Source organism: Carboxydothermus islandicus (assembly GCF_001950325.1).
Taxonomy (GTDB): Bacteria; Bacillota; Z-2901; order Carboxydothermales; family Carboxydothermaceae; genus Carboxydothermus; species Carboxydothermus islandicus.
The window spans coordinates 29,285-48,932 of record NZ_BDJL01000001.1 but is presented as its reverse complement, the minus strand read 5'-3'; the positions used below and the strand labels follow the sequence as shown (position 1 = coordinate 48,932).

Here is a 19,648-nt window from a genome sequence, read left to right as displayed (position 1 = left end):
TAATTGTCGTCAGTGGTTAGTGGTAAGTCGTCGGTAATTAAGAAATAAAAAAATATAACAGCCGGCTCTTGCCGGCCCATCGTTCTTAAGGTAAATATTTTAACGGATTTACCGGGTTCCCATTGATGAGGATTTCAAAGTGCAGGTGCGAACCGGTAGAACGGCCGGTACTGCCAATTAATCCAATTATCTCTCCCGCTTCTACTCTTTGGCCTTCGCGAACCAAAATTTTCGATAGGTGGCCGTACTTGGTTTTATAGGGTCCCGCATGGTCTAAGACAATAAGCTTACCATAACCGCTTTCCCAGCCGGCAAAAGTTACCACACCATCCCGGGAGGCCCGTACCGGATCACCGGTGGAGCCATCAATATCAATGCCTTCATGCATCCTGCCCCAGCGCTCGCCAAAGGGGGAGTTAATTCCTCCCCGGGCAGGCCAGATAAATCTTTCCGCTTCGTCCCGGGAAGCTATTAACCTGGATTTACGGGAAATTTTTTTGGGCTTTTGAACAACTGCTTTGGATTTTCGAGGAGAAGTCCTGGTTTTCAAGGTATTTTCTTTTACTTTAGTTACCAAAGTAAGCTTTGGCTCTATACTGGCCAACAACGCAGTGGAAAAACTATTTACTTTGGCTATTTCTCTATTTTCTTCAAAACTTAGTCCCAGGATAAATAAGCTAATTGTTATGATAAGTGCTGGCAAAAGTAAGCCTTTTCTTAAAAACTTCATTTATAACCTCCACTTGCCAAGAATCTTTTAATATTTTACCAAAAATTTTCGACTATGTCCAAGCAAAAAATGTAAAAGGCAGGGAAAACCCTGCCCTAAACACTTGATAAAACAAATTGTTTATGAAGAGCGGTATAAATTGCTACTACCTCCAGCGGTTGAAAATCTTTCAAGCAACTTACGGTTTTTGGAAGTTCGATCACCACAAAGCCTTTTAATAAAGTAACTGGCGGAAGAGTTTTTCCAGCAAGGAGATTATTTACAATATCGCTACAATCGATTTCCAGTGCAGCGTTGGGAAGTAATGTTTCTGTTATTTTATCCCCAATTATTGGATAATTGTGTGCTCCTTCCGGTAGTGCGATTACCGCCTTTTTAGTAAAGGTGACTGTATGATCGGTCAGGTTTATTACATTGATCGCCGTGGCATAATTTGCAGGCTTTAAAGGTGGCTCTTCACCCGGTGGTAATGTTGCCTCTGTAATTTCCGAAGGGTTTGGAATAAAGCCGCAAATAAATTTTACCGGATAAACTAAAATTCTCCGGCCGCTTAATATCTGTTCCCGGGGTTTAATGTATTCAACATCCAGGGAAAGTCCTGCACCAACTGAAATTGGGAGGGGATTCGAAATAACCAACTTTATTACCTCCTTTTTAAAAGAATTTAGTCTCACCTACTATTAAGTTATGAAATCAGCTCCAAAAAGGTTAAAGCCCCATTTCTGGGGCTTTAAATAAGACCTTCTTTTTTCAAGGTAAGATATAAAGCTATTTCTACCCTTTTTCTCATCATTTCACAGGAAGTTTTATAGGGCTTTAGAATGTCCCCGGTCATATTTAAATTATTGGCGTGACAGCCGCCGCTGCAGTAATACCGGGCCCAGCAGGAAGCACATTCGGTTTTATTATAGATATGAGCATTTTTAAAGGTTTCCGGAATATCCTTGCGAACTATACCTTCCTCCACATTACCCATGCGGAACTCTTCTTTACCCACGAACTGGTGACAGGGATAAATATCCCCTTCCGGTGAAACCGCCACATACTCAAAACCGGCACCGCAGCCGGAAAGCCGTTTATGAAGGCACGGCCCTTCGTAGGGATTTAAATTAAAGTGGAAAAACTCTACGTTTTTTCCTTCCTGCCAGAGCTTATAAAGATATTCTCCAAGTTCATCGTACTGCGCCTTTAAAACAGGTAAAAGTTCTTCTCTTAAGGCAAGGGGAGAAGAATCCGGTAATACCACCGGTTCTAACGAAATGGACTTAAAACCTTCCCGGGCTAAAGCCTTAAAGTCTTCGGCAAAGTCAGGATTTTGGGCAGTAAAGGTACCCCGAATATAATAAGGGCGTTCTCCCCACTTTTCCAGGAAATTTTTAATGTTGGTAAGAACCGTCTGGTACGATGCTTTCCCCCCGGGCAGCGGACGCATCCGGTCGTGAACTTCTTCCCGGCCATCTAAGCTTAAAACAATCCCCATATCGTGCTCCGCTAAAAACTCCTGGATTTCATCGGTAAGAAGGAGAGCATTGGTAGTAAGGGTAAAGCTAATATTTTTACCAAGAGCTTTAGCTTTATCTTTGCCGTATAAAACGGTAGCTTTAACCACTTCCCAGTTTAAAAGCGGCTCGCCTCCAAAAAAGTCCACCTCAAGGTTTTTCCGGTGCCCACTGTTTTCAATTAAAAAATCAATGGCTTTTTGAGCAATTGTAAGGGGCATAAGCCCCCGTTCATGCCCGTAACTTCCGGTACCAGCAAAACAGTAGCGACAGCGCATGTTGCAGTCATGGGCAATGTTTAAACACATGGCTTTTATTTCTGTTTTCGGAGGTTTATAATACTCTTTAAACTTATCCTCGGAAAAAAGCTGGCCTTCGGCAATCAAGGTTTTTATTTCCTCCAATGCTTCCATCACTTCGGCAGGGGAATAACGTCCTTCTAATTTTGGTAAAACTTTTTCCAAAGTAAGATCTTCTAATGGAGCTTTTCCCTGGTAGCCGTCATATTCTTTTAATATTTCGTAGGTAATTTCATCCAAAACATGGATTCCCCCGGAAAATTCGTCTACAGCAATATTAACTCCTTTATAGCGGTAAATGTGCATCATAGACCCTTCCTTTTTTATTTTAAATAAATAAAAAAATTAACCTAACCCAAAGGATTAGGTTAATCTCAGGTTAGTTCTTGCATACCTGATTTCCCACCGTGCAGGAAGTTTTGCAAGCCGACTGGCAGGATGCCTGGCAATTGCCACAGCCTTTACCTTCAAAATGACCAAGACTTCCTTTTAAAGATTTAATATGCTTCATTTTAAAACCCCCTTTGCCAAACTTTCCTTGATTATTATAGCTTAAATACTTTTGTAGCGTCAAATTTTTATTTTTTTACGACATTTCTATTTTAAACCAGTACTATTTTATGATAAGATTTTATTAAAGATAATTTTAAAGCCAAACCTCATAGCCAAATCAAAGGACTAACCATAAAAAACTCGCTTAAGTCTATTGGAAGAAGAAAATAACTACCGGTAGGTGATGATTACATGGATATTACCAAAACCGAAGCCCGCTTAGATCAAATTACGGACATGCTCACTGAATTAATCCGCATAGTCGGCAATACCAACGCCGTAGTAGAAGGGCTTAGAAAAGATGTAGAAGGGCTTGGAAAAGAGGTAGAAGGGCTTAGAAAAGATGTAGAAGGACTTAGAAAAGATGTAGAAGTGCTTAGAAAAGATGTAGATGAACTTAAAAATGATATGAAAGAAGTTAAACAAACACTTAAAGAACACACAGAAAAGTTAGATTACGTCCTGTTTAAACTTGCCCATCACGATGCCGATATATTCAATCTCAAGCGTATTAAACCATAAAGCGATATTTACTCGCAGGTTACCCTTGAGGTTAAAAAAACTACTACCGCCAAAATAGATAAGGCATTAAAAAATGACACCAAAATGGCATCAAAAAAGGGTTCCGGCACCAACTAAAAGTTCCGGAACCCTTTCCTTCTTCTGGAGCGGGAAACGGGATTCGAACCCGCGACCCTCGGCTTGGGAAGCCGATGCTCTACCCCTGAGCTACTCCCGCAAAATAAATGGTGACCCCACCGGGATTCGAACCCGGGTTACCGCCTTGAAAGGGCGGTGTCTTAACCACTTGACCATGGGGCCAAAATAAAATGGTGAGCCATGGAGGACTCGAACCTCCGACACCCTGATTAAAAGTCAGGTGCTCTACCAACTGAGCTAATGGCTCATCCGTGCAGAAATTATATTACAATAAATCCTTCACAGTGTCAACAACTTTTTATTAAGAATTTATACTGTTAATTATTAACAACGAAGAGTAGCCACCAACCGGTCTTTATTCGTTAATAACTTTAAAGCATCTATCGGCGATTTTACTACGATATCCGCATTAAGTAATGCCTCAATATTTGCTCCTTCTTCTTCAATGACTAAAATCCCTAAAGCCGCTTCCTTTAACATCAGTCGGTCATTGTAACCATTACCAATAGCCACCGTCTTTTCCGCCCCAAGTTTTTTTATAAACTCAAGTTTTTCTTGGGCACCGGGCTCTCCTACTATCACCACTTCCACATAAGGAAGAAAAGATAGCTCTTCCTTTACCTTACCAAAGGTATCGCGGGTTAAAACGTAAATTTTTAAGTACTTACTAAGTTTTTCCAAAAGCTCTATCACCCCGGGCAATAGCTTTCCGTCCACGGCAATAGTACCATTATAGTCCAGTACCAAATACGCAAAATTTAATGTAAATCTTCCCGGAATCTCGATAGTTAACATTTTATTCTTCGCTCCCGTTTTCCAGTATGTATTTTTCTAAATAAGCTTCATAAAGAGCCCATAATCGATTAGTTACCGAATAGTCATGGAATTCCCGCTGGTCGAACTGACCTACGGGAATAATCCCCCGCACCGAATTGGTAAAAAATATTTCCGTTGCCCCTAATATTTCTTCGGCAGGATATTTACCTTCAGATACCGGAATGCCGGCAACTCGGGCCAGTTCTAAAATAAGTTCCCGGGCAATTCCGGGTAAAACCAGATTTTTCTCCGGGGTTTTCAACACCCCATTTTTAACCCAGAAAAGATTCGCCATACTGCCTTCAGCCAAATAACCTTCCACAGTAAGCCGGATACCTTCCACAATACCTTTTTTCTGACATTCTTTAGCCGCCAACACCTGGGGAAGCTGGTTTAAAGTTTTAATCTGTCCTATAACCAGTTTAGGCGGCAGTACCGGTACCGAAAGAAAAGAAGTTTTTATGGGCTTAAATTCCCGTGGAGGCAGGGGAGATAAACTCATTAAAACCGTTGGCTCTAAATCTTTAGCCGGCAAAAGACCCCGCTCGCCTATGCCGCGGCTTACGATAATTTTTAAAACTCCGTTAACCACTTTATTTTCGTTAAGATACTCCCCTATCTTCAATATCAATTGTTCTTTACTGTAAGGTAGCTTTATTTCTAATAACTGCAGCCCCAGAAATAGCCTTTGGAGATGCTTTTCCAGTAAAAACGGTACTCCGGAAAAAACGCCAATAGTCTCGAAAACTCCATCACCATAGGAAAATCCCCGGTCAAAAGGGGAGATAACCGCCTTTTCCCGGGGAAGAATTTTACCGTTAATAAATACCTTATCCATTTTAAAAAACCTGGTCCAAAATAATAGTTTGATCCCTACGGGTTCCCACCGAAATAATTTTAATGGGAACACCGGTAATCTCTTCAATTTTTCTTAAATAGTTTCTGGCGTTTTCCGGAAGGTCGGTAAGTTTCCTGGCCCCGGTAATATCCTCACTCCACCCGGGAAGCTCCTCATAAACCGGTTCACACCGGGACAACTCTTTTAAACTGGCAGGAAATTCATTTATGACCTTTCCATTGAACCGGTACCCTACCGCTACTTTTATAGTTTCAAGCCCGGTTAAAACATCAAGCTTGGTAACCGCAAGGCCGGATAAACCGTTAACCCGGGCGGCATAGCGAGCAATTACCCCGTCAAACCAGCCGCAGCGGCGGGGCCGTCCGGTGGTAGTGCCAAATTCGTACCCCTGTTTTCTTAAAAACTCGCCGGTTTCATCTAAAAGCTCGGTAGGAAAGGGACCACTTCCTACCCGCGTGGTATAGGCCTTTACCACCCCAATTACTTTATGGATTTTTGTTGGTCCAATACCGGCACCAATACAAGCAGCTCCAGCCACCGGATGGCTGGAAGTAACATAGGGATAGGTTCCGTGATCTAAATCTAAAAGGGTCCCCTGAGCTCCTTCAAAGAGAACTTTTTGACCCCCTTCAATGGCATCGTTAATCAACCGGGAAGTATCGGTAGCGTAAGGTCTAATAACTTCCGCATATTCTAAATACTCGTGGTAAAGTTCATCATAGGAAAACCCTTCCACTCCATAAATTTTTTCCAAAAGATTATTTTTTTCTTTTAAATTTAAAGCCAATTTCTCCGCAAATAGTTCCTTATCTAAAAGGTCACATACCCTGATCCCTGTCCTTGCTGCTTTATCCCGATAAGCGGGACCAATACCCCGTTTGGTTGTACCTATTTTGTTTTCTCCTTTATCTTCCTCTTCCAGCTCATCAAGTTTCTTGTGGTAGGGCATAATAAGATGAGCCCGCAAGCTTATCTTTAAATTATCAGTAGCAATCCCCCGTTCTCTTAAGTATTCCAGTTCTTCTTTTAAAACCTTAGGGTCAATTACCACTCCATTGCCGATAACGCAAATTTTGTCGGGGTACAAAATCCCTGATGGTATAAGATGAAGCTTAAAAGAATTTTCCCCTACCACTACCGTGTGTCCGGCATTATTTCCTCCCTGGTAACGAACCACCAGGTCAGCTTTTTCTGCCAGAAAGTCAGTAATCTTTCCTTTCCCTTCGTCCCCCCACTGGGTTCCAATTAAAACTACAGTTGTCAATTATAAACTCCCCCTTAAAAGCGTTTTGCCAGCTCACGGCCTATAAGTACTCCCGAAGCGGAAGCCTGAATAAGTCCCCGGGTTACCCCTGCACCGTCGCCGGCAGCAAAAAGATTTTGAATTTTAGTTTCCAAAACCGGACTCAACTCCAAGCGGGAAGAGTAAAACTTTACTTCCACCCCGTAAAGCAAGGTATTTCTATTAAACACCCCGGGAGCAATTTTGTCTAAAGCCTGGAGCATTTCAACCAGAGCCATTAAATGGCGGTAGGGAAAGACCAAACTTAAGTCTCCCGGAGTAGCATCTTCCAGAGTCGGCCGCACCAAACCTTTTTTAAGCCGTTCCTCGGTAGTCCGGCGACCGTCCATTAAATCCCCCAGCCGTTGTACTAATACCCCACCTCCTAATAAGTTAGCAAGCCGGGCAATGTACTTGCCGTAGGCAATAGGTTCTTTAAAGGGATGGGTAAAGGTTTTGCTAACAAGCAGGGCAAAGTTGGTGTTTTCCGTTTTCTTATGGGCATGAGAATGACCGTTAACGGTAATAATCCCATCGTTGTTTTCCTGTACCACTTCGCCGTAAGGATTCATGCAAAAAGTCCTTACTTTATCTTCGAAAGTCTTCGAGTAGTAAATAAACTTCGATTCATAAACTACTCTGGTAATTGGCTCCAATACCACAGCGGGTAGCTCAACCCGCACCCCGATATCCACGGGGTTAACGGCCGTTTTAAGCCCAAGCTTTAAAGACTCTTTTAAAAGCCATTCAGCCCCTTCCCGGCCAGGAGCAACTATGACTGCCTCACCTTCATAATATTCGCCGGAAGTGGTCTGAACTCCTTTTACTTTCCCGCGATCAGCAATAATTTCTGCCACCGGAGTATTGGTAGCTATATCCACCCCCCGCCGCAAAAGCTCTTCTTTCATTGCGGCAACTATTTCCAAAGCGCGACCGGTTCCCAGGTGGCGAATAGGCGCCGGAACCAACCTTAAATCGGCTAAAATCGCTCTCTTTTGAATTTCCCGGATTTCCTCTTCCCGATCAACACCATAAACCTCGTTCGGAGCGCCAAATTTAAGATATATATTATCAACGTATTTTATGAGCTCGTTTAATTCCTTTTCGCCAATGTACTCACCCAGATGTCCCCCCACTTCGGTGGACAGGGTAAGCTTACCATCGGAAACCGCTCCAGCCCCGCCCCAACCGGTTACAATCGCGCAGGGCTTACAATTAATACACGGTATGCCTCTTTCTTTTGAGGGACAAATCCTTCTATTGACGTCAGGACCTTTTTCCAAAATAAGCACTTTAGCTTCGGGCTTCAGCGAGGTAATCTCCAGGGCGGCAAAAATTCCCGCCGGACCTGCCCCGACAACTATCACATCATATTTTTTCATCAAAAATACACCTCCTTAAAAACCCAGTTTATGATAGCAGGTAGGTATCAATGTGTCAAGAAAAAAAAGGGCTTCTAAAGCCCCTTTTTACATGTATACTTTTTAAAAAACAGTTACAAGATACCTAAATGCTGTTAATAATATTATTCCCGGTAAATCCAAAACCCCAACAATCACCACAGTTACCGGATTTATCGGTATATGCCAGCCAATCTTATCACCAATTAAATTAAATACTCCAAGTAAAATAAAGCCAATAACAAACCAAAAAAGGATTTTTTTAAGCACCAAACCCAAAAGCTCCACCGGATATCCCCCCGGTAATACTTATGAAGCTTTTGGACAACTTATTCCAAAACTCTTCGACCTTCCAAGGCTTTTCGGATAGTTAATTCATCGGCATACTCAATATCGCTTCCCACCGGTAAACCGTGGGCAATTCTCGTTACTTTAAAATTTAAGGGTTTTAAAAGGGATGCTAAATACATGGCCGTTGCTTCCCCTTCAACCGTCGGATTGGTGGCAATTATTATTTCTTCCACCGGCTCCCGGGAAAGCCTCAATAACAACTCTCTTACTTTTAAATCTTCCGGCCCTATTCCTTTTATTGGCGATAAAACTCCGTGAAGAACATGATATATCCCGTTAAAGCTTCCGGTTCGTTCCATAGCTGCCACATCTTTTGGTTCTTCTACCACCATTAAAAGCCGGTGATTGCGACCGGGATTTTGGCAAATGGCACAGGGGTCAGTATCGGTCAGGTTAAAACAAACGGAGCAGTATTTGGTATTTTTCCGGGCAGTTATTATCGCTTCCGCTAAAGCCCGTGCTTCTTCTTCAGGAATTTCTAAAAGATAGAGAGCTAATTTTTGTGCTGTTTTTGGACCAATCCCCGGAAGTTTACCAAGATGTTCGATTAGTTTTGCTACCGGTTCTGCAAAATACAATTTCCCGCTTCCCCCTTAAAACAATCCGGGAAGGTTTAAATTAAGGCCGCCGGTAATCTTATTCATCTCTTCCGCTACCATATCTTTTGATTTTCTCAAAGCTTCGTTCACGGCAGCGGTAATCATATCCACCAGCATTTCCACATCTTCCGGATCTACCGCCTGGGGATTGATGGTTAAGGATACCAATTCCTGTTTGCCGTTCACCACGGCCTTAACCATACCACCACCGGAGGTAGCTTCAACGGTTTTTTCATTTAGTTCTTCCTGAAGCTTAGCCATATCCTGCTGCATTTTCTGTACCTGCTTTAACATTTTTTGCATATTACCCATGTTACCAAACATCTTTATTCCTCCTCTTTATTGATAATGACAACTTTATCTTCACCAAAAAGCTCTTTCGCTTTAGTAAGAGCTTTTGGTTCATCCGTTTTTTCTTCTACAGAATGTTTTTTTACGTTAAAGGTAATTTTTAAACCTTCCCCCAGCGCTTCGGTAAAAACTTCTTTAATTATCGCTTTGACCTGAGAACCTTTTTTATAGTGAATAATCCAGTTTAAGGGTTCTTCGTCGGTAAAAACTATTTTTATGCTATCGGCAGTTTTAAAGGGAATACCTTTACTTAAGTGAATAGCAAGAGAGGGAGAAATTTCCCGGGTTTTTTGTAAAACTTCCTGCCATTCGGGAGTCTTTAAAAGATTGATGGCACCAACGGTGGTTTTTTCTTCACTTGTTTTTTTGCTTTCCTTTTTATTTTCCTCTTTATTTTCCTTTACCGGCTTTAGAATATTTGCAACCTTTAATGGTTTTAATTCCAAATTTCTTGCCACTTTTAAAAGTCCTACTTCCGCCCAGATCCGGGGGAAACTTGCATAACGGATTTCCCGCTCAAGACGAGCTATATCATCCCATAAGTGAAAAAGTTTATCTTCCTCCCAAAAGGTAGCTTCCTCTTTTAATTTTTCCTGTATTTCAGGCATTAGTTCTTCAACTTCTATACCGTTTTTTAGTAAATTCAAATAACGAACATACTGTAAAATTTGCTGAACAAAAAGCTTGACATCAAGCCCCCGATCCACCACTTCCGCTATTTCGTTGATTATTTTTACTTGGTTATTTTCCCTGATAGCAGAAATAAGTTCTAATATTTTCCTCCAGCTGACAAACCCCAGGACTTTTAAGGTATCTTCCACCGTAATTTTCGGATTAAACACCAGCACCTGGTCCATTAAGCTTAAAGCATCCCTGAGCCCACCTTCCGAAGCTTCGGCAATTAAATGTAGGGCTTCCGCTTCATACTGAAGCTTTTCTTTTTCCGCAATATTCTTTAAATGCTCCCAGATTGTTTTGGTGCTGATTCTTTTAAAATCAAAGCGCTGGCAGCGGGAAACAATGGTTACCGGCACCTTGTTAAACTCGGTGGTTGCTAAAATAAAAATAACATGTTCCGGCGGTTCTTCCAAGGTTTTTAAAAGGGCGTTAAACGCTTCATTAGTCAGCATATGTACTTCATCAATGATGTATACTTTATATTTACCCTGAGCCGGAACTAATTTGATAGATTCCCGCAATTCCCGGATTTCATCGATCCCCCGGTTGGAAGCGGCATCTATTTCAAAGACATTTAAAAGGCTCTGGTTGTTAATCCCTATGCACGAAGGACATTGGTTACACGGTTCTCCATCTACAGGGCGTTCGCAGTTTACCGCCTTAGCTAAAACCTTGGCGGTAGTGGTTTTCCCCGTTCCCCGGGGACCGGAGAAAAGGTAAGCATGGGCCACCTGCATTGTGGCCACCGCATTTTTTAAGATTTTCACAATGGTTTCCTGTCCGACAATCTCCGAAAAGGTTTTGGGCCGCCATTTGCGGTATAACGCTAAATACATAACTTTCCCCCGAAAAATTTAGTCTATAGCTAAAACCTTAACTCTTCACTATAATATTATTGTAAAAAGCTTGACTTTGGCTGTAACGCAAAGGAGACTACCATGATTATCGGCGTCCTTACTTTAGAGCTTTACATCCCTCAATCCCAATCGTTAAAAGAAAAGCGGATGGTCTTAAAAAGTATCACCGAAAAAATAAAACATAATTACAACGTTTCCATCGCCGAAGTAGGAAATCAAAACCTCTGGCAGAGGTCTACCCTGGCTTTAGCAGCGGTATCTTTAAAAAAAGACGATTTAGAAAAGGTTTTTGCGAAGATCGAAAACATCATCGAACAAAACGGCAACGTCTTAATTACCGAAAGAGTCAAAGAGTTTATTTAAGTTTGGGTCGAATAAAAATAAGATAAACTATTATTCCCAGGGGAAAGGTAACAAATAAAAGAACAGTGGCAATTAATCCTAAAAAAAAGCCTTTTTTATTGCGAACCCCTAAACCAATGTAGAGGGCAATAAAAAAGTTTAACAGAATAATCCAGGGATTAGACCACAAAATAAGGTATTTCGTTAACATTTTTCCACCTTTGCTTTCTTAGCGTTTTAAAGTTAAATACCCATTAGCCAAAAGGACGTTCATTTGCTGAACTTTTTTAATAAAGTCCTTTTGTTCTCCTGTTAATTCAGGTAAGAATGATTCTTTGGTTACAACCAAGCCAGCAGGAATAAATTTTTCCACTTTAATTTCCATATCCTGAACAATCGCTCTATGGCCTACAAAAACCCATTCATTTAATACCGCTTTAAATACCACCGCCCCAAAACCAATAAAGCAGTTTTCCCTGATATCTACCGGGCCATGAATAATTGCACCGTGGGCTATTGATACGTTACTGCTAATTTTTACTTCCGTTCCCGCTAAAGCATGGATTATGACCCCATCCTGAACATTTACATTATTACCAATTGTAATCGGGCTTACTTTGCCGTTTTCGGGCTCATCGGCCCGGATAACCGCGTTGGGACCGATAAAACAATTGTCCCCGATTATCACCTTACCAATTATTTGAGCCGAGGGATGAATATAAGTATTTTGCCCAATCACCGGAAAATCGCCAAAGGGGTTAGAATATAACACTCAAACCCTCTCCCTTCTATGTTTATATATATTTTAATATTTTTCGGTAAAAAAAAATAGCCTTTAAGCTTAAAATTAAAAGGAGGTACCGCCATCCGATACCTCCTTTTAATTTTAATGCCGTGCAACTGCCGTCGAGTTTATCGTACGAGCGTTACCCCGGTAGTTGGCTCGATTCAGGCACCCTTGCGGCACCCGGAGGGATTTCCCTTAGTGCTGCTTCCTTCCGGACCTGACACGGTTCGGGAGTCTCCGCTGCGCAAGACCCAAATCTCATTGCTACTTGCCGGGGCCGGTCCTCACAAGGTAAACCCTCGGGCAGTCTTCGGCCCCGCTATAGCGGATTGCGGGTACAGGGCACCGCTACCTCCCCGCCTAGCACGGCAAATTTTAACATCTTTAATTAAATTAATGGCGGAGAGGGCGGGATTTGAACCCGCGAGACAGGGATTGACCCGTCTACTCGCTCTCCAGGCGAGCGCCTTCAACCACTCAGCCACCTCTCCGCGTGCTTGAACCTAAAAAAATATTTAATTCCATGCAGAAGATATTATACAACTATTTTAATCCTCAGGCAAGAGGAATTAAACTGGCGGAGAGAGTGGGATTTGAACCCACGAGGCGGGTTTTGGCCCGCCTACTCGATTTCGAGTCGAGCGCCTTCGACCTCTCGGCCATCTCTCCGCACTTTTTATGCTTAATTATTTTAGCATAATTTTACCTGATGGACAATAATTAAAATTTTCCTCTGTTCCTTTTTTCCCTGAAAAAGTCTGTTATTATTTTACTCGCCTCAGCAGCAAGTACCCCGGATATCACCTCTACCCGGTGGTTTAAACGAGGATTTCGCACTAAATCGAATAAGGTATCCACCGCTCCCGCTTTAAGGTCAGGAGCTCCGTATACCAGGGTTTTAATTCTGGCCTGGTAAATCGCTCCGGCACACATGGGACACGGTTCTACGGTAACATAAAGGGCACAGTCCTTTAACTGCCAGTTTTTAAGTTTACCGGCAGCTTCTCTTAAAGCTACTATTTCCGCATGGGCAGTTGGGTCAGAAAGGGCCTCCCGGAGATTGTGCCCCCGCCCAATGATTTCCCCCTTATATACCACAACGGCGCCCACCGGGACTTCCCCTTGGAGCGCCGCTTTCTCTGCTTCCTTTAAAGCTTCAGCCATAAACTTTTCATGGTCCATGGAATCACCTGAAGAAATAAAATGGTGCGCCCGGGAGGACTCGAACCACCGACACGCGGTTTAGGAAACCGCTGCTCTATCCACCTGAGCTACGGGCGCACTTTATTTGCAAAAAATATTTTATGTCAAACTAAAATGACTGTCAAGTTGGTAAAATTTGCAAAGTTATAGCAAATCAGCGATGTATTTAAAGTTTATTCCAGTAATCTCCAAAAATCTTTACCGAGAAAGTATAACCCAGGATAACATTGACAATAACTCCAATTAAAAATGCACCCAACGGTCTCCAGCTAAAAGTTAACAATTCCCTCACTCGAGTAGTAAAACCAATACTTAAAAAACAAAAAGTAAAAACCCAGGTGCGTAAAGTTTTAATCGGTTTTATTACCAAAGGAGTTAATATTTCTTTTGAAGTTTGAGCTGAGAGATTTGCATCAACAAGGCTTATGATTATTGTTGCAAGAAAAAATCCAACTACAAATTTTGGAAAACGCACCCATATTTCTTTTAATGAAACCGAAGCTTCGTGGGAACGTTTTTCCCACTTGGTTGCTGCCACTAACGATAAAATAAGACACCAAATCCCTATCCAGATATCCCGGCCAATAACTTTCACTAGCGTAAACGCTTTAATTGCCATTTCATCTCCAATCGTCGAAGCAGCTGCAAGTCCTGCTGCATCGGCAAACTCCGAGGATCCAATCCAGGCACCGGCCTGCCCTGCTGGTAAGCCGAGAGCTTTGCTGGCAAACGGTAGAACAAAAATCATAATTACTGCAAAAAAAGTAACCAGTGCAATAGAAAGGGATACATGTTCTTTTTTGGCATTAACCGCCCCACCCACCGCAATTGATGCGGAAACACCACAAATTGAACCGCCAGCTCCAAGTGTAGCCCCAAAGGTTTTTTCTAACCCAAAAAGTCGGGTTGCCGTATAAAAAATCGTCAGCCAGGTAAGCACCGAAATAACTGTCGCCTGGAAAAGTGCAATTGGGCCAGCTTTTAGAATTAACGTAAAGGGCAGGGTAGCACCAAGTAAGACAATACCTGTTTTAATGTAAAATTCCGTCCTAAAACTAGTATCTAACCATTTAGGAAGTTTAAAAAAGTTGCTGACTATTAAACCCAGCAACAGAGCTAAAAGTGGAGGCTCAAGATTATACTTTTCTGAAACTTTAGACGAGCCCAAAACCATTACAACTATGGTGATTAGGTAAAGAATGGAAAAACCTTTAACAAATTCAGTTATCTCAAATCCCATAAACTTAATGCTTATGCTAAATAATACTAAAAACAGCAAGTAAAGATACACATACTTTAAACCATTTCCAGCAAAGTAGTCAATTACTTCCGAAAACGACTCCCATTTTGGGGGCGATACGGCAATAAAGTTAATTGAAAGTCCCATTTTGTATAAAATAAGTGCCACCAAAACAAGCCCTATTCCAATATATACTGCCCACCAGTCTTCTTTTTTGAGAAATTCTAAGTTACTGTTACTCATCATACCCCTCCTCCTTTTTACCTCATTTAATACTTTTTACAAAATCTTCTTTTAAATCTTCAATATTCTCAATCCCCACGCTAACCCGCACCTGACTGTCTGTTATGTTAAGAATTTTCTTTTCATCCGGCGGTATCTTTTGGTAAATGGTAGAATCCAGATGACAAACCAGGGTCCTGACATCGCCGATGTTGGTGGCAAGCCGCGCTATGTTAAGTTTTTTTATAAAATTAAAAGCCGTTTCTTTATCTTTAAAACTTAATACAATTAAATTTCCGCCCTTGCCGCCAAGGTATTTATGGCAATTTTGCCATTCCGGACTATCTTCAAACCCAGGATAATTAACTTTTATTGCTGCAAAACTTTTTAAGTACCTGGCAAGCTCCCGGGCATTTTCCACCATACGTTCCATTCTTAAAGCCAAAGTTTCACTTCCAATTAATACCTGCCAGGCGGCAAAAGGAGATAAACACATCCCTATGTCGGTTGCTAATTCCTTTTTTACATAAGCCGAAAAGGCAAGGGGTCCAGCTTCCCGCACTAAAGGATAAAGATTCTGGAAGCGTTCGTCCCATTCAAAGTTTCCGCCATCGACAATACACCCACCAATAACCGTTCCCTGACCGGATATATATTTCGATAAGGAATGAATAACAATATTGGCCCCCAAAGAAAGGGGTTTCACCAAAAGAGGGGCTACAGTATTGTCCACCACCAGAGGTATTCTGTGCGCCTTTAAAAGAGAAGCCAATCCCGCAAAGTCCGGTACTTTCAGGGTAGGGTTGCCAATAGATTCCACAAATACCAGGCGAGTACGGGGGGTTAAATGCTTTTCTATTAATCCGGGGTCAGGAGAAGGCAACAGTTTATAGGTTAGTCCACAGGTTTTAGCTAAGCTTCTTAATAAATTTAATGTCCCGCCAAATAAACCAGCACACACCAAAAATTCGGCCCCGGGCTGGGCAAAGGCCATAAAGGTAAGGGTTAGGGCCGCCATCCCGGAAGAAGTGGCCGTCGCCATTATTCCCCCCTCGAGCCGGGCAATCTTTTCTTCTAAAGCTGCCACGGTAGGGTTTGCAACCCGGCTATAAAAAAAGCCGGGGGCTTTTCCTTTAAATATTTGTTCAAGCTTTTCCGGTTCGGTGTAAAAATAAGCAGTCTGTAAGCTCGGACCTTCCACCGCCCGGTTTACCAGAAAAGTTTCAATGTGCACTTTTCCCCAACCCCCTTATTTCACCGTAATAATGATTTTATAAATTTCCTCTCCTTCTTCCTCAATCTTCTCTACCCGGTAGCCATCCATTTTAAGGCTTTTGGTAACATCCGCTAAAGTGTTTTTCCCTGCCAAAATTACTGCAATTTTATCCCCGGAATTTAAATAAGCAATTTCCGCTTGCAGGATTACGTACGTCATCGGGCAAACGTATTCCCTTAAATCAATAGTTTTAATTACCTCCATTTTCCCTTTCCCCTTCGCGCAAATATTGTTCTAACTTAGCAAAACCTACCCTCTCCAAAGTTTTATAAAACCGTTCGCCTGTTTTTCCTTCCTTCCGGTAAAACTCCAGGGTTTTATCAAAAATGGTAAACATTTTTTCTTTTGAACTTATAAACGGAATTAATTTTTTCCCAATATTAATTTTCCGGCCAAAGCTTCCCCCAAAGCTTAAACTGTAACCGTATTCTCCTTTATAAGCTTCAAAGGGACAGGCTTTAACGCAATCGCCACAACCGATACATACCTCATAATCAACACTTATTTCCTGCTGGTTTAAGGTAATGGCATTAACCGGGCAAATTTTAGTACAAAGCCCACAGGCAGTGCAGTTATCCTTTAGCCAGAGCGGCCTGCAAACCCCTTTTATCCCCAGGTCGTTTTCCTCGGCCTTTAAACAGTTGTTGGCACAGCCGGTAATGCCAAATTTAAATTTATGGGGAAGAGTTTGGCCGTAATAGCGGGCAGCAATTTCCCGGGCCAATTCCTGGGTTTCAATACAGCCGTTGGGGCAAATACTTCGTCCCTGGCAGGCGGTAACCGTCCTGACCCTTGGCCCACAGGCTCCCAGTTCTAAGCCATAGCTTTTAAGTTTCTCAATCACTTCTTCTAAATCGGCAATATGGATATAAGGTATCTCAACCCCCTGCCGGGCGGTTAAATGAAGAGTACCGTTTCCGTACCGGGAAGCTACCTCTTCTAATCCCTTTAACTGTTCAATACTTAAATTTCCTCCCGTTATCTTTAGCCGGACCGCAAAATACCCATCTTCCGTCTGCCGCATGATGCCGCCGCTTTTTAACGTTTTATAATCAACTTTTTTTACCGTAATCTCTTCTTCACTAACCTCTCCCCGGGAAACTTTAAACCCTTTGAAAGTTGGGGGATTGTCTTTCAAAGAAAAAATTACATAAACCAAATTAGGGTCTAACATCAATTCCCTGTCCTCAGCAGAAGGTCTTGCCGGAGTCTTTGGATGACTGTGAAAATTCCCTAAAAGCACCTCGTTTTTCGCCCGCATTTTTTTAATAATTTCGTACTGTTCTTTGGCCTCAATATCAAAACGGCTTTCCGATTGGGCAATATTTCTGGCAAAATAAACCGATTTTACAATCTTAACTCCGTTTTCAATCTTTCCTCCAAGTAAACCGCAGGCCTCAATGGGATACTGTTCCCGGCAGAATTTAACAATTTTTTCTATTTGAAATTCAAAAAATACCAGCATTTTAATTTTCCCCCTTTAAGTCGCATACCGGCTGGCTGTAATCTAACAAAATAATCTGTTCGGGGTCTTTTGCACAAAGACAACTCTGTCTTTTCTTTAATGGAATTTTGTTAAATTCCATTGATTTTAAATCAACAAACAATAAATTCCCAGCTAAAGTATCCATTCCTAAAAGATACTTGATACACTCCGTAACCTGAAGAGAGCCAATAACTCCCGCTACCGCTCCAATAACCCCCGCTTCTTTACAACTGGGTACGCTCCCCGGGGGCGGTGGTTCTTTAAAAGCACAGCGGTAACAGGGTGTTTTCCCGTCGGGACGATAGGTCAAAGTCTGGCCCCAGAACCGCAAAATTCCACCATGGGAAAAAGGTTTTTTAGCTTTAACACAGGCATCGTTAATCAAAAACTTGGCGGGGAAATTATCGGTGCCATCGATAATAAAATCATACTGCTCGATAATACTTAAAATATTTGCGGAAGTTATCGGTTCATTATAGGTAATCACCTGTACCTCCGGATTAAGAGCTTCAATTTTACTTTTTGCCGATAAAACTTTTTCGGTCCCCACATCCCGGGTAAAGTGAATTATCTGACGCTGCAGGTTGGTCAAGTCCACTACATCGTAGTCGGCAATACCGATGGTCCCTATCCCGGCCGCTGCCAGATACAGGGCCACCGGTGCCCCAAGTCCCCCGGCCCCTATTACCAGAACTTTAGAATTTAAAAGTTTTTCCTGCCCTTTTACCCCTACTTCCGGCAAAAGAATATTGCGGGAATAGCGGAACAGCTGTTCACGCGAAAGCATATCCGCCACCTCCCATGAAATACATCCATTCTATTTCGTCTCCTTCGGAAACTTTTACGCTACTAAACTCTTCACGCTTTACAAACTCTCCATTTAGGACCACCGAAACATAATTGGGCATCTCCACCTGAAAGTACTCTAAAAGTTCCGCAATTGTAAAGCTTTGGGGAATCTCTTTTTCCACTCCATTTACCACTATCTTCATAGCCTACCTCTCCTTTCCTTTAAAGACTTTGATAATAACGACTTAAAACTTCCGCTACCTCCGGACGGGTAAACTCATCCGGAAGGGATTTGCCTTCTTTAAGCATTTCCCGGACTTTAGTACCGCTTAAGTTTAAATGATGTTCAGGACCGTGAGGGCAGGTTTTTTTCGTAGCCATTTGTCCGCATTTATAGCAGTAAAAAGCGTTATCAAATTTTACAATCTTAATTTCCAAAGCATTTTCTGGTAAAGTGTTAAAAATCTCCTGCGCTTCAAAGGGACCGTAAAAATTCCCCACCCCGGCATGGTCCCGGCCGACAATAAAATGGGTGCAACCGTAATTTTGCCGGATAATCGCGTGGTGAACCGCTTCCCTGGGTCCCGCATAACGCATAGGTGCAGGTAACGTAGCAAAGACAAACCGGTCTTTAGGATAATAGTTGTTCAGTAAAGCTTCATAACACTTAAGCCGAACATCGGCAGGAATATCATCCCCCTTGGTTTCACCCACCAGAGGATTAACAAAAAGCCCGTCAAAAATCTCCAGAGCGATTTTTTGCAAATATTCATGGGCCCGGTGGATGGGGTTTCTTGTTTGAAAGCCAACTACCGTCTTGTAATTCCTGCTTTTAAATATTTCCCGGGTTTTCTGGGGGAAAAGAGAGAGATTTAAATCAATCTCCCTGAAAGCCGGCGGATAAATTTTAACCTTACCGGCAACTGCCCATTTGTTCTCTCCGAGAATTTTTTGCACTCCCGGATGCTCAGGGGAAGAAGTTTTAAATACTTTTTCCACTTCTAAAATTTTATTTAACTTAAACGCCCGGGGACTTTCCAAAAGACCTAAAAGCTCACCGTTTGCAGCAGTTAGTAAAATTTTTTCTCTGCCGTCGTAAAGCCGGGCTTCTTCTTCACTGACCCTTAAGACTATGGGAATCGACCATAAAACCCCGGAACTTAAGGTAAACTGTTCTAAAGTTGAATAATAATCGTCTTCATCCATAAACCCTTCTAAGGGAGCATAAAGCCCAACCCCCAAAAGAAATAAATCAAAATATTCGGTTTTTGAAACCGATAGCTTTAAAAAGTTTTGCCCTTTTAGCTCTTCATATTCTTCTGACGTTAAGATATTACTTACTTCTTTTCGCCCGTGATAATTAACCATAG

General features: G+C 42.1%; 24 protein-coding genes, 6 tRNA genes and 1 other RNA gene. 2 read left to right on the top strand and 29 right to left on the bottom strand.

The window, feature by feature from the left end; translation table 11 throughout:
* Positions 1 to 85 precede the first annotated feature (85 nt).
* The 4 genes from ciss_RS00320 to scfA all read right to left on the bottom strand — a co-directional run bounded on the left by ciss_RS00320 (position 86) and on the right by scfA (position 3,039).
* Entirely contained in the window at positions 86 to 730 is a 645-nt protein-coding gene (locus ciss_RS00320; RefSeq protein ID WP_075864340.1) for a M23 family metallopeptidase, read from the bottom strand.
* 95 nt (positions 731 to 825) lie between these two features.
* The gene (locus tag ciss_RS00315) at positions 826 to 1,368 is read right to left on the bottom strand and encodes a hypothetical protein (RefSeq protein ID WP_075864339.1); all 543 of its coding nucleotides are present in this window, start codon (positions 1,366 to 1,368) and stop codon (positions 826 to 828) included.
* A gap of 92 nt (positions 1,369 to 1,460) precedes the next feature.
* On the bottom strand, positions 1,461 to 2,837 hold the full coding sequence (gene scfB, locus ciss_RS00310; RefSeq protein WP_075864338.1) for a thioether cross-link-forming SCIFF peptide maturase: 1,377 nt from the start codon (positions 2,835 to 2,837) through the stop codon (positions 1,461 to 1,463).
* Between the two features lie 70 nt (positions 2,838 to 2,907).
* Positions 2,908 to 3,039, bottom strand: a complete 132-nt coding sequence (gene scfA, locus ciss_RS00305) for a six-cysteine ranthipeptide SCIFF (protein ID WP_011345494.1) — start codon at positions 3,037 to 3,039, stop codon at positions 2,908 to 2,910.
* Positions 3,040 to 3,272: 233 nt separating this feature from the next.
* On the opposite strand from scfA, the gene ciss_RS00300 reads away from it, so the two are divergent.
* Positions 3,273 to 3,602: a hypothetical protein gene (locus tag ciss_RS00300; RefSeq protein WP_075864337.1), complete on the top strand. Its 330-nt coding sequence runs from the start codon at positions 3,273 to 3,275 to the stop codon at positions 3,600 to 3,602.
* 142 nt (positions 3,603 to 3,744) lie between these two features.
* Here the strand turns inward: ciss_RS00300 and ciss_RS00295 are convergent.
* The 11 genes from ciss_RS00295 to dnaX all read right to left on the bottom strand — a co-directional run bounded on the left by ciss_RS00295 (position 3,745) and on the right by dnaX (position 10,912).
* Positions 3,745 to 3,819 (bottom strand) — tRNA-Gly (locus tag ciss_RS00295).
* 8 nt (positions 3,820 to 3,827) lie between these two features.
* Positions 3,828 to 3,902: transfer RNA gene (locus ciss_RS00290), tRNA-Glu, on the bottom strand.
* A gap of 9 nt (positions 3,903 to 3,911) precedes the next feature.
* Positions 3,912 to 3,987, bottom strand: a tRNA-Lys gene (locus ciss_RS00285).
* 77 nt (positions 3,988 to 4,064) lie between these two features.
* A complete protein-coding gene (locus tag ciss_RS00280) occupies positions 4,065 to 4,535 on the bottom strand; it encodes an HAD family hydrolase (protein ID WP_075864336.1) in 471 nt (156 codons plus the stop codon).
* A 1-nt stretch (position 4,536) separates the two neighbouring features.
* Positions 4,537 to 5,394: an aminotransferase class IV gene (locus ciss_RS00275; RefSeq protein WP_075864335.1), complete on the bottom strand. Its 858-nt coding sequence runs from the start codon at positions 5,392 to 5,394 to the stop codon at positions 4,537 to 4,539.
* 1 nt (position 5,395) lies between these two features.
* Positions 5,396 to 6,679 carry an adenylosuccinate synthase gene (locus ciss_RS00270; protein WP_075864334.1) on the bottom strand — a complete coding sequence of 428 codons (1,284 nt, stop codon included), beginning with the start codon at positions 6,677 to 6,679 and terminating at the stop codon, positions 5,396 to 5,398.
* 14 nt (positions 6,680 to 6,693) lie between these two features.
* Positions 6,694 to 8,079, bottom strand: coding sequence for an NAD(P)/FAD-dependent oxidoreductase (locus ciss_RS00265; protein ID WP_075864333.1), 1,386 nt, complete (start codon positions 8,077 to 8,079; stop codon positions 6,694 to 6,696).
* A 102-nt stretch (positions 8,080 to 8,181) separates the two neighbouring features.
* Positions 8,182 to 8,385, bottom strand: coding sequence for a pro-sigmaK processing inhibitor BofA family protein (locus tag ciss_RS00260; protein ID WP_075864332.1), 204 nt, complete (start codon positions 8,383 to 8,385; stop codon positions 8,182 to 8,184).
* Positions 8,386 to 8,426: 41 nt separating this feature from the next.
* Positions 8,427 to 9,026, bottom strand: a complete 600-nt coding sequence (recR, locus tag ciss_RS00255) for a recombination mediator RecR (RefSeq protein ID WP_075864331.1) — start codon at positions 9,024 to 9,026, stop codon at positions 8,427 to 8,429.
* A 15-nt stretch (positions 9,027 to 9,041) separates the two neighbouring features.
* Entirely contained in the window at positions 9,042 to 9,371 is a 330-nt protein-coding gene (locus tag ciss_RS00250; RefSeq protein WP_075864330.1) for a YbaB/EbfC family nucleoid-associated protein, read from the bottom strand.
* A gap of 2 nt (positions 9,372 to 9,373) precedes the next feature.
* Positions 9,374 to 10,912: a DNA polymerase III subunit gamma/tau gene (dnaX, locus tag ciss_RS00245; RefSeq protein ID WP_075864329.1), complete on the bottom strand. Its 1,539-nt coding sequence runs from the start codon at positions 10,910 to 10,912 to the stop codon at positions 9,374 to 9,376.
* A gap of 102 nt (positions 10,913 to 11,014) precedes the next feature.
* Between dnaX and ciss_RS00240 the strand changes: the two genes are divergently transcribed.
* Positions 11,015 to 11,296, top strand: coding sequence for a DUF503 domain-containing protein (locus ciss_RS00240; RefSeq protein WP_075864328.1), 282 nt, complete (start codon positions 11,015 to 11,017; stop codon positions 11,294 to 11,296).
* Here the strand turns inward: ciss_RS00240 and ciss_RS00235 are convergent.
* The 14 genes from ciss_RS00235 to sat all read right to left on the bottom strand — a co-directional run bounded on the left by ciss_RS00235 (position 11,289) and on the right by sat (position 19,646).
* Positions 11,289 to 11,486, bottom strand: coding sequence for a hypothetical protein (locus ciss_RS00235; RefSeq protein ID WP_075864327.1), 198 nt, complete (start codon positions 11,484 to 11,486; stop codon positions 11,289 to 11,291). The genes ciss_RS00240 and ciss_RS00235 overlap by 8 nt on opposite strands.
* Before the next feature lie 18 nt (positions 11,487 to 11,504).
* Positions 11,505 to 12,047: a gamma carbonic anhydrase family protein gene (locus ciss_RS00230; protein ID WP_075864326.1), complete on the bottom strand. Its 543-nt coding sequence runs from the start codon at positions 12,045 to 12,047 to the stop codon at positions 11,505 to 11,507.
* Between the two features lie 120 nt (positions 12,048 to 12,167).
* Positions 12,168 to 12,431: signal recognition particle sRNA large type (ffs, locus tag ciss_RS00225), an RNA gene on the bottom strand.
* 28 nt (positions 12,432 to 12,459) lie between these two features.
* Positions 12,460 to 12,553, bottom strand: a tRNA-Ser gene (locus ciss_RS00220).
* An 84-nt stretch (positions 12,554 to 12,637) separates the two neighbouring features.
* Positions 12,638 to 12,731, bottom strand: a tRNA-Ser gene (locus ciss_RS00215).
* Between the two features lie 51 nt (positions 12,732 to 12,782).
* Positions 12,783 to 13,244: a tRNA adenosine(34) deaminase TadA gene (gene tadA / locus ciss_RS00210; protein ID WP_075864325.1), complete on the bottom strand. Its 462-nt coding sequence runs from the start codon at positions 13,242 to 13,244 to the stop codon at positions 12,783 to 12,785.
* Between the two features lie 22 nt (positions 13,245 to 13,266).
* Positions 13,267 to 13,343, bottom strand: a tRNA-Arg gene (locus ciss_RS00205).
* An 88-nt stretch (positions 13,344 to 13,431) separates the two neighbouring features.
* Positions 13,432 to 14,748, bottom strand: a complete 1,317-nt coding sequence (locus ciss_RS00200) for a YeiH family protein (RefSeq protein WP_077177369.1) — start codon at positions 14,746 to 14,748, stop codon at positions 13,432 to 13,434.
* A 22-nt stretch (positions 14,749 to 14,770) separates the two neighbouring features.
* On the bottom strand, positions 14,771 to 15,961 hold the full coding sequence (locus tag ciss_RS00195) for an aminotransferase class I/II-fold pyridoxal phosphate-dependent enzyme (protein ID WP_075864323.1): 1,191 nt from the start codon (positions 15,959 to 15,961) through the stop codon (positions 14,771 to 14,773).
* Between the two features lie 15 nt (positions 15,962 to 15,976).
* Positions 15,977 to 16,207: a sulfurtransferase TusA family protein gene (locus ciss_RS00190; protein WP_075864322.1), complete on the bottom strand. Its 231-nt coding sequence runs from the start codon at positions 16,205 to 16,207 to the stop codon at positions 15,977 to 15,979.
* Entirely contained in the window at positions 16,194 to 17,468 is a 1,275-nt protein-coding gene (locus ciss_RS00185; protein ID WP_077177368.1) for a ferredoxin-like domain-containing protein, read from the bottom strand. The genes ciss_RS00190 and ciss_RS00185 overlap by 14 nt, the downstream gene beginning before the upstream one ends.
* Before the next feature lies 1 nt (position 17,469).
* Complete coding sequence (locus ciss_RS00175; protein ID WP_075864321.1) at positions 17,470 to 18,276, bottom strand: HesA/MoeB/ThiF family protein; 807 nt, start codon at positions 18,274 to 18,276, stop codon at positions 17,470 to 17,472.
* On the bottom strand, positions 18,263 to 18,481 hold the full coding sequence (thiS, locus tag ciss_RS00170) for a sulfur carrier protein ThiS (protein ID WP_075864320.1): 219 nt from the start codon (positions 18,479 to 18,481) through the stop codon (positions 18,263 to 18,265). The genes ciss_RS00175 and thiS overlap by 14 nt, the downstream gene beginning before the upstream one ends.
* Positions 18,482 to 18,500: 19 nt before the next feature.
* Positions 18,501 to 19,646, bottom strand: coding sequence for a sulfate adenylyltransferase (gene sat / locus ciss_RS00165; protein WP_075864319.1), 1,146 nt, complete (start codon positions 19,644 to 19,646; stop codon positions 18,501 to 18,503).
* Positions 19,647 to 19,648: the final 2 nt, after the last annotated feature.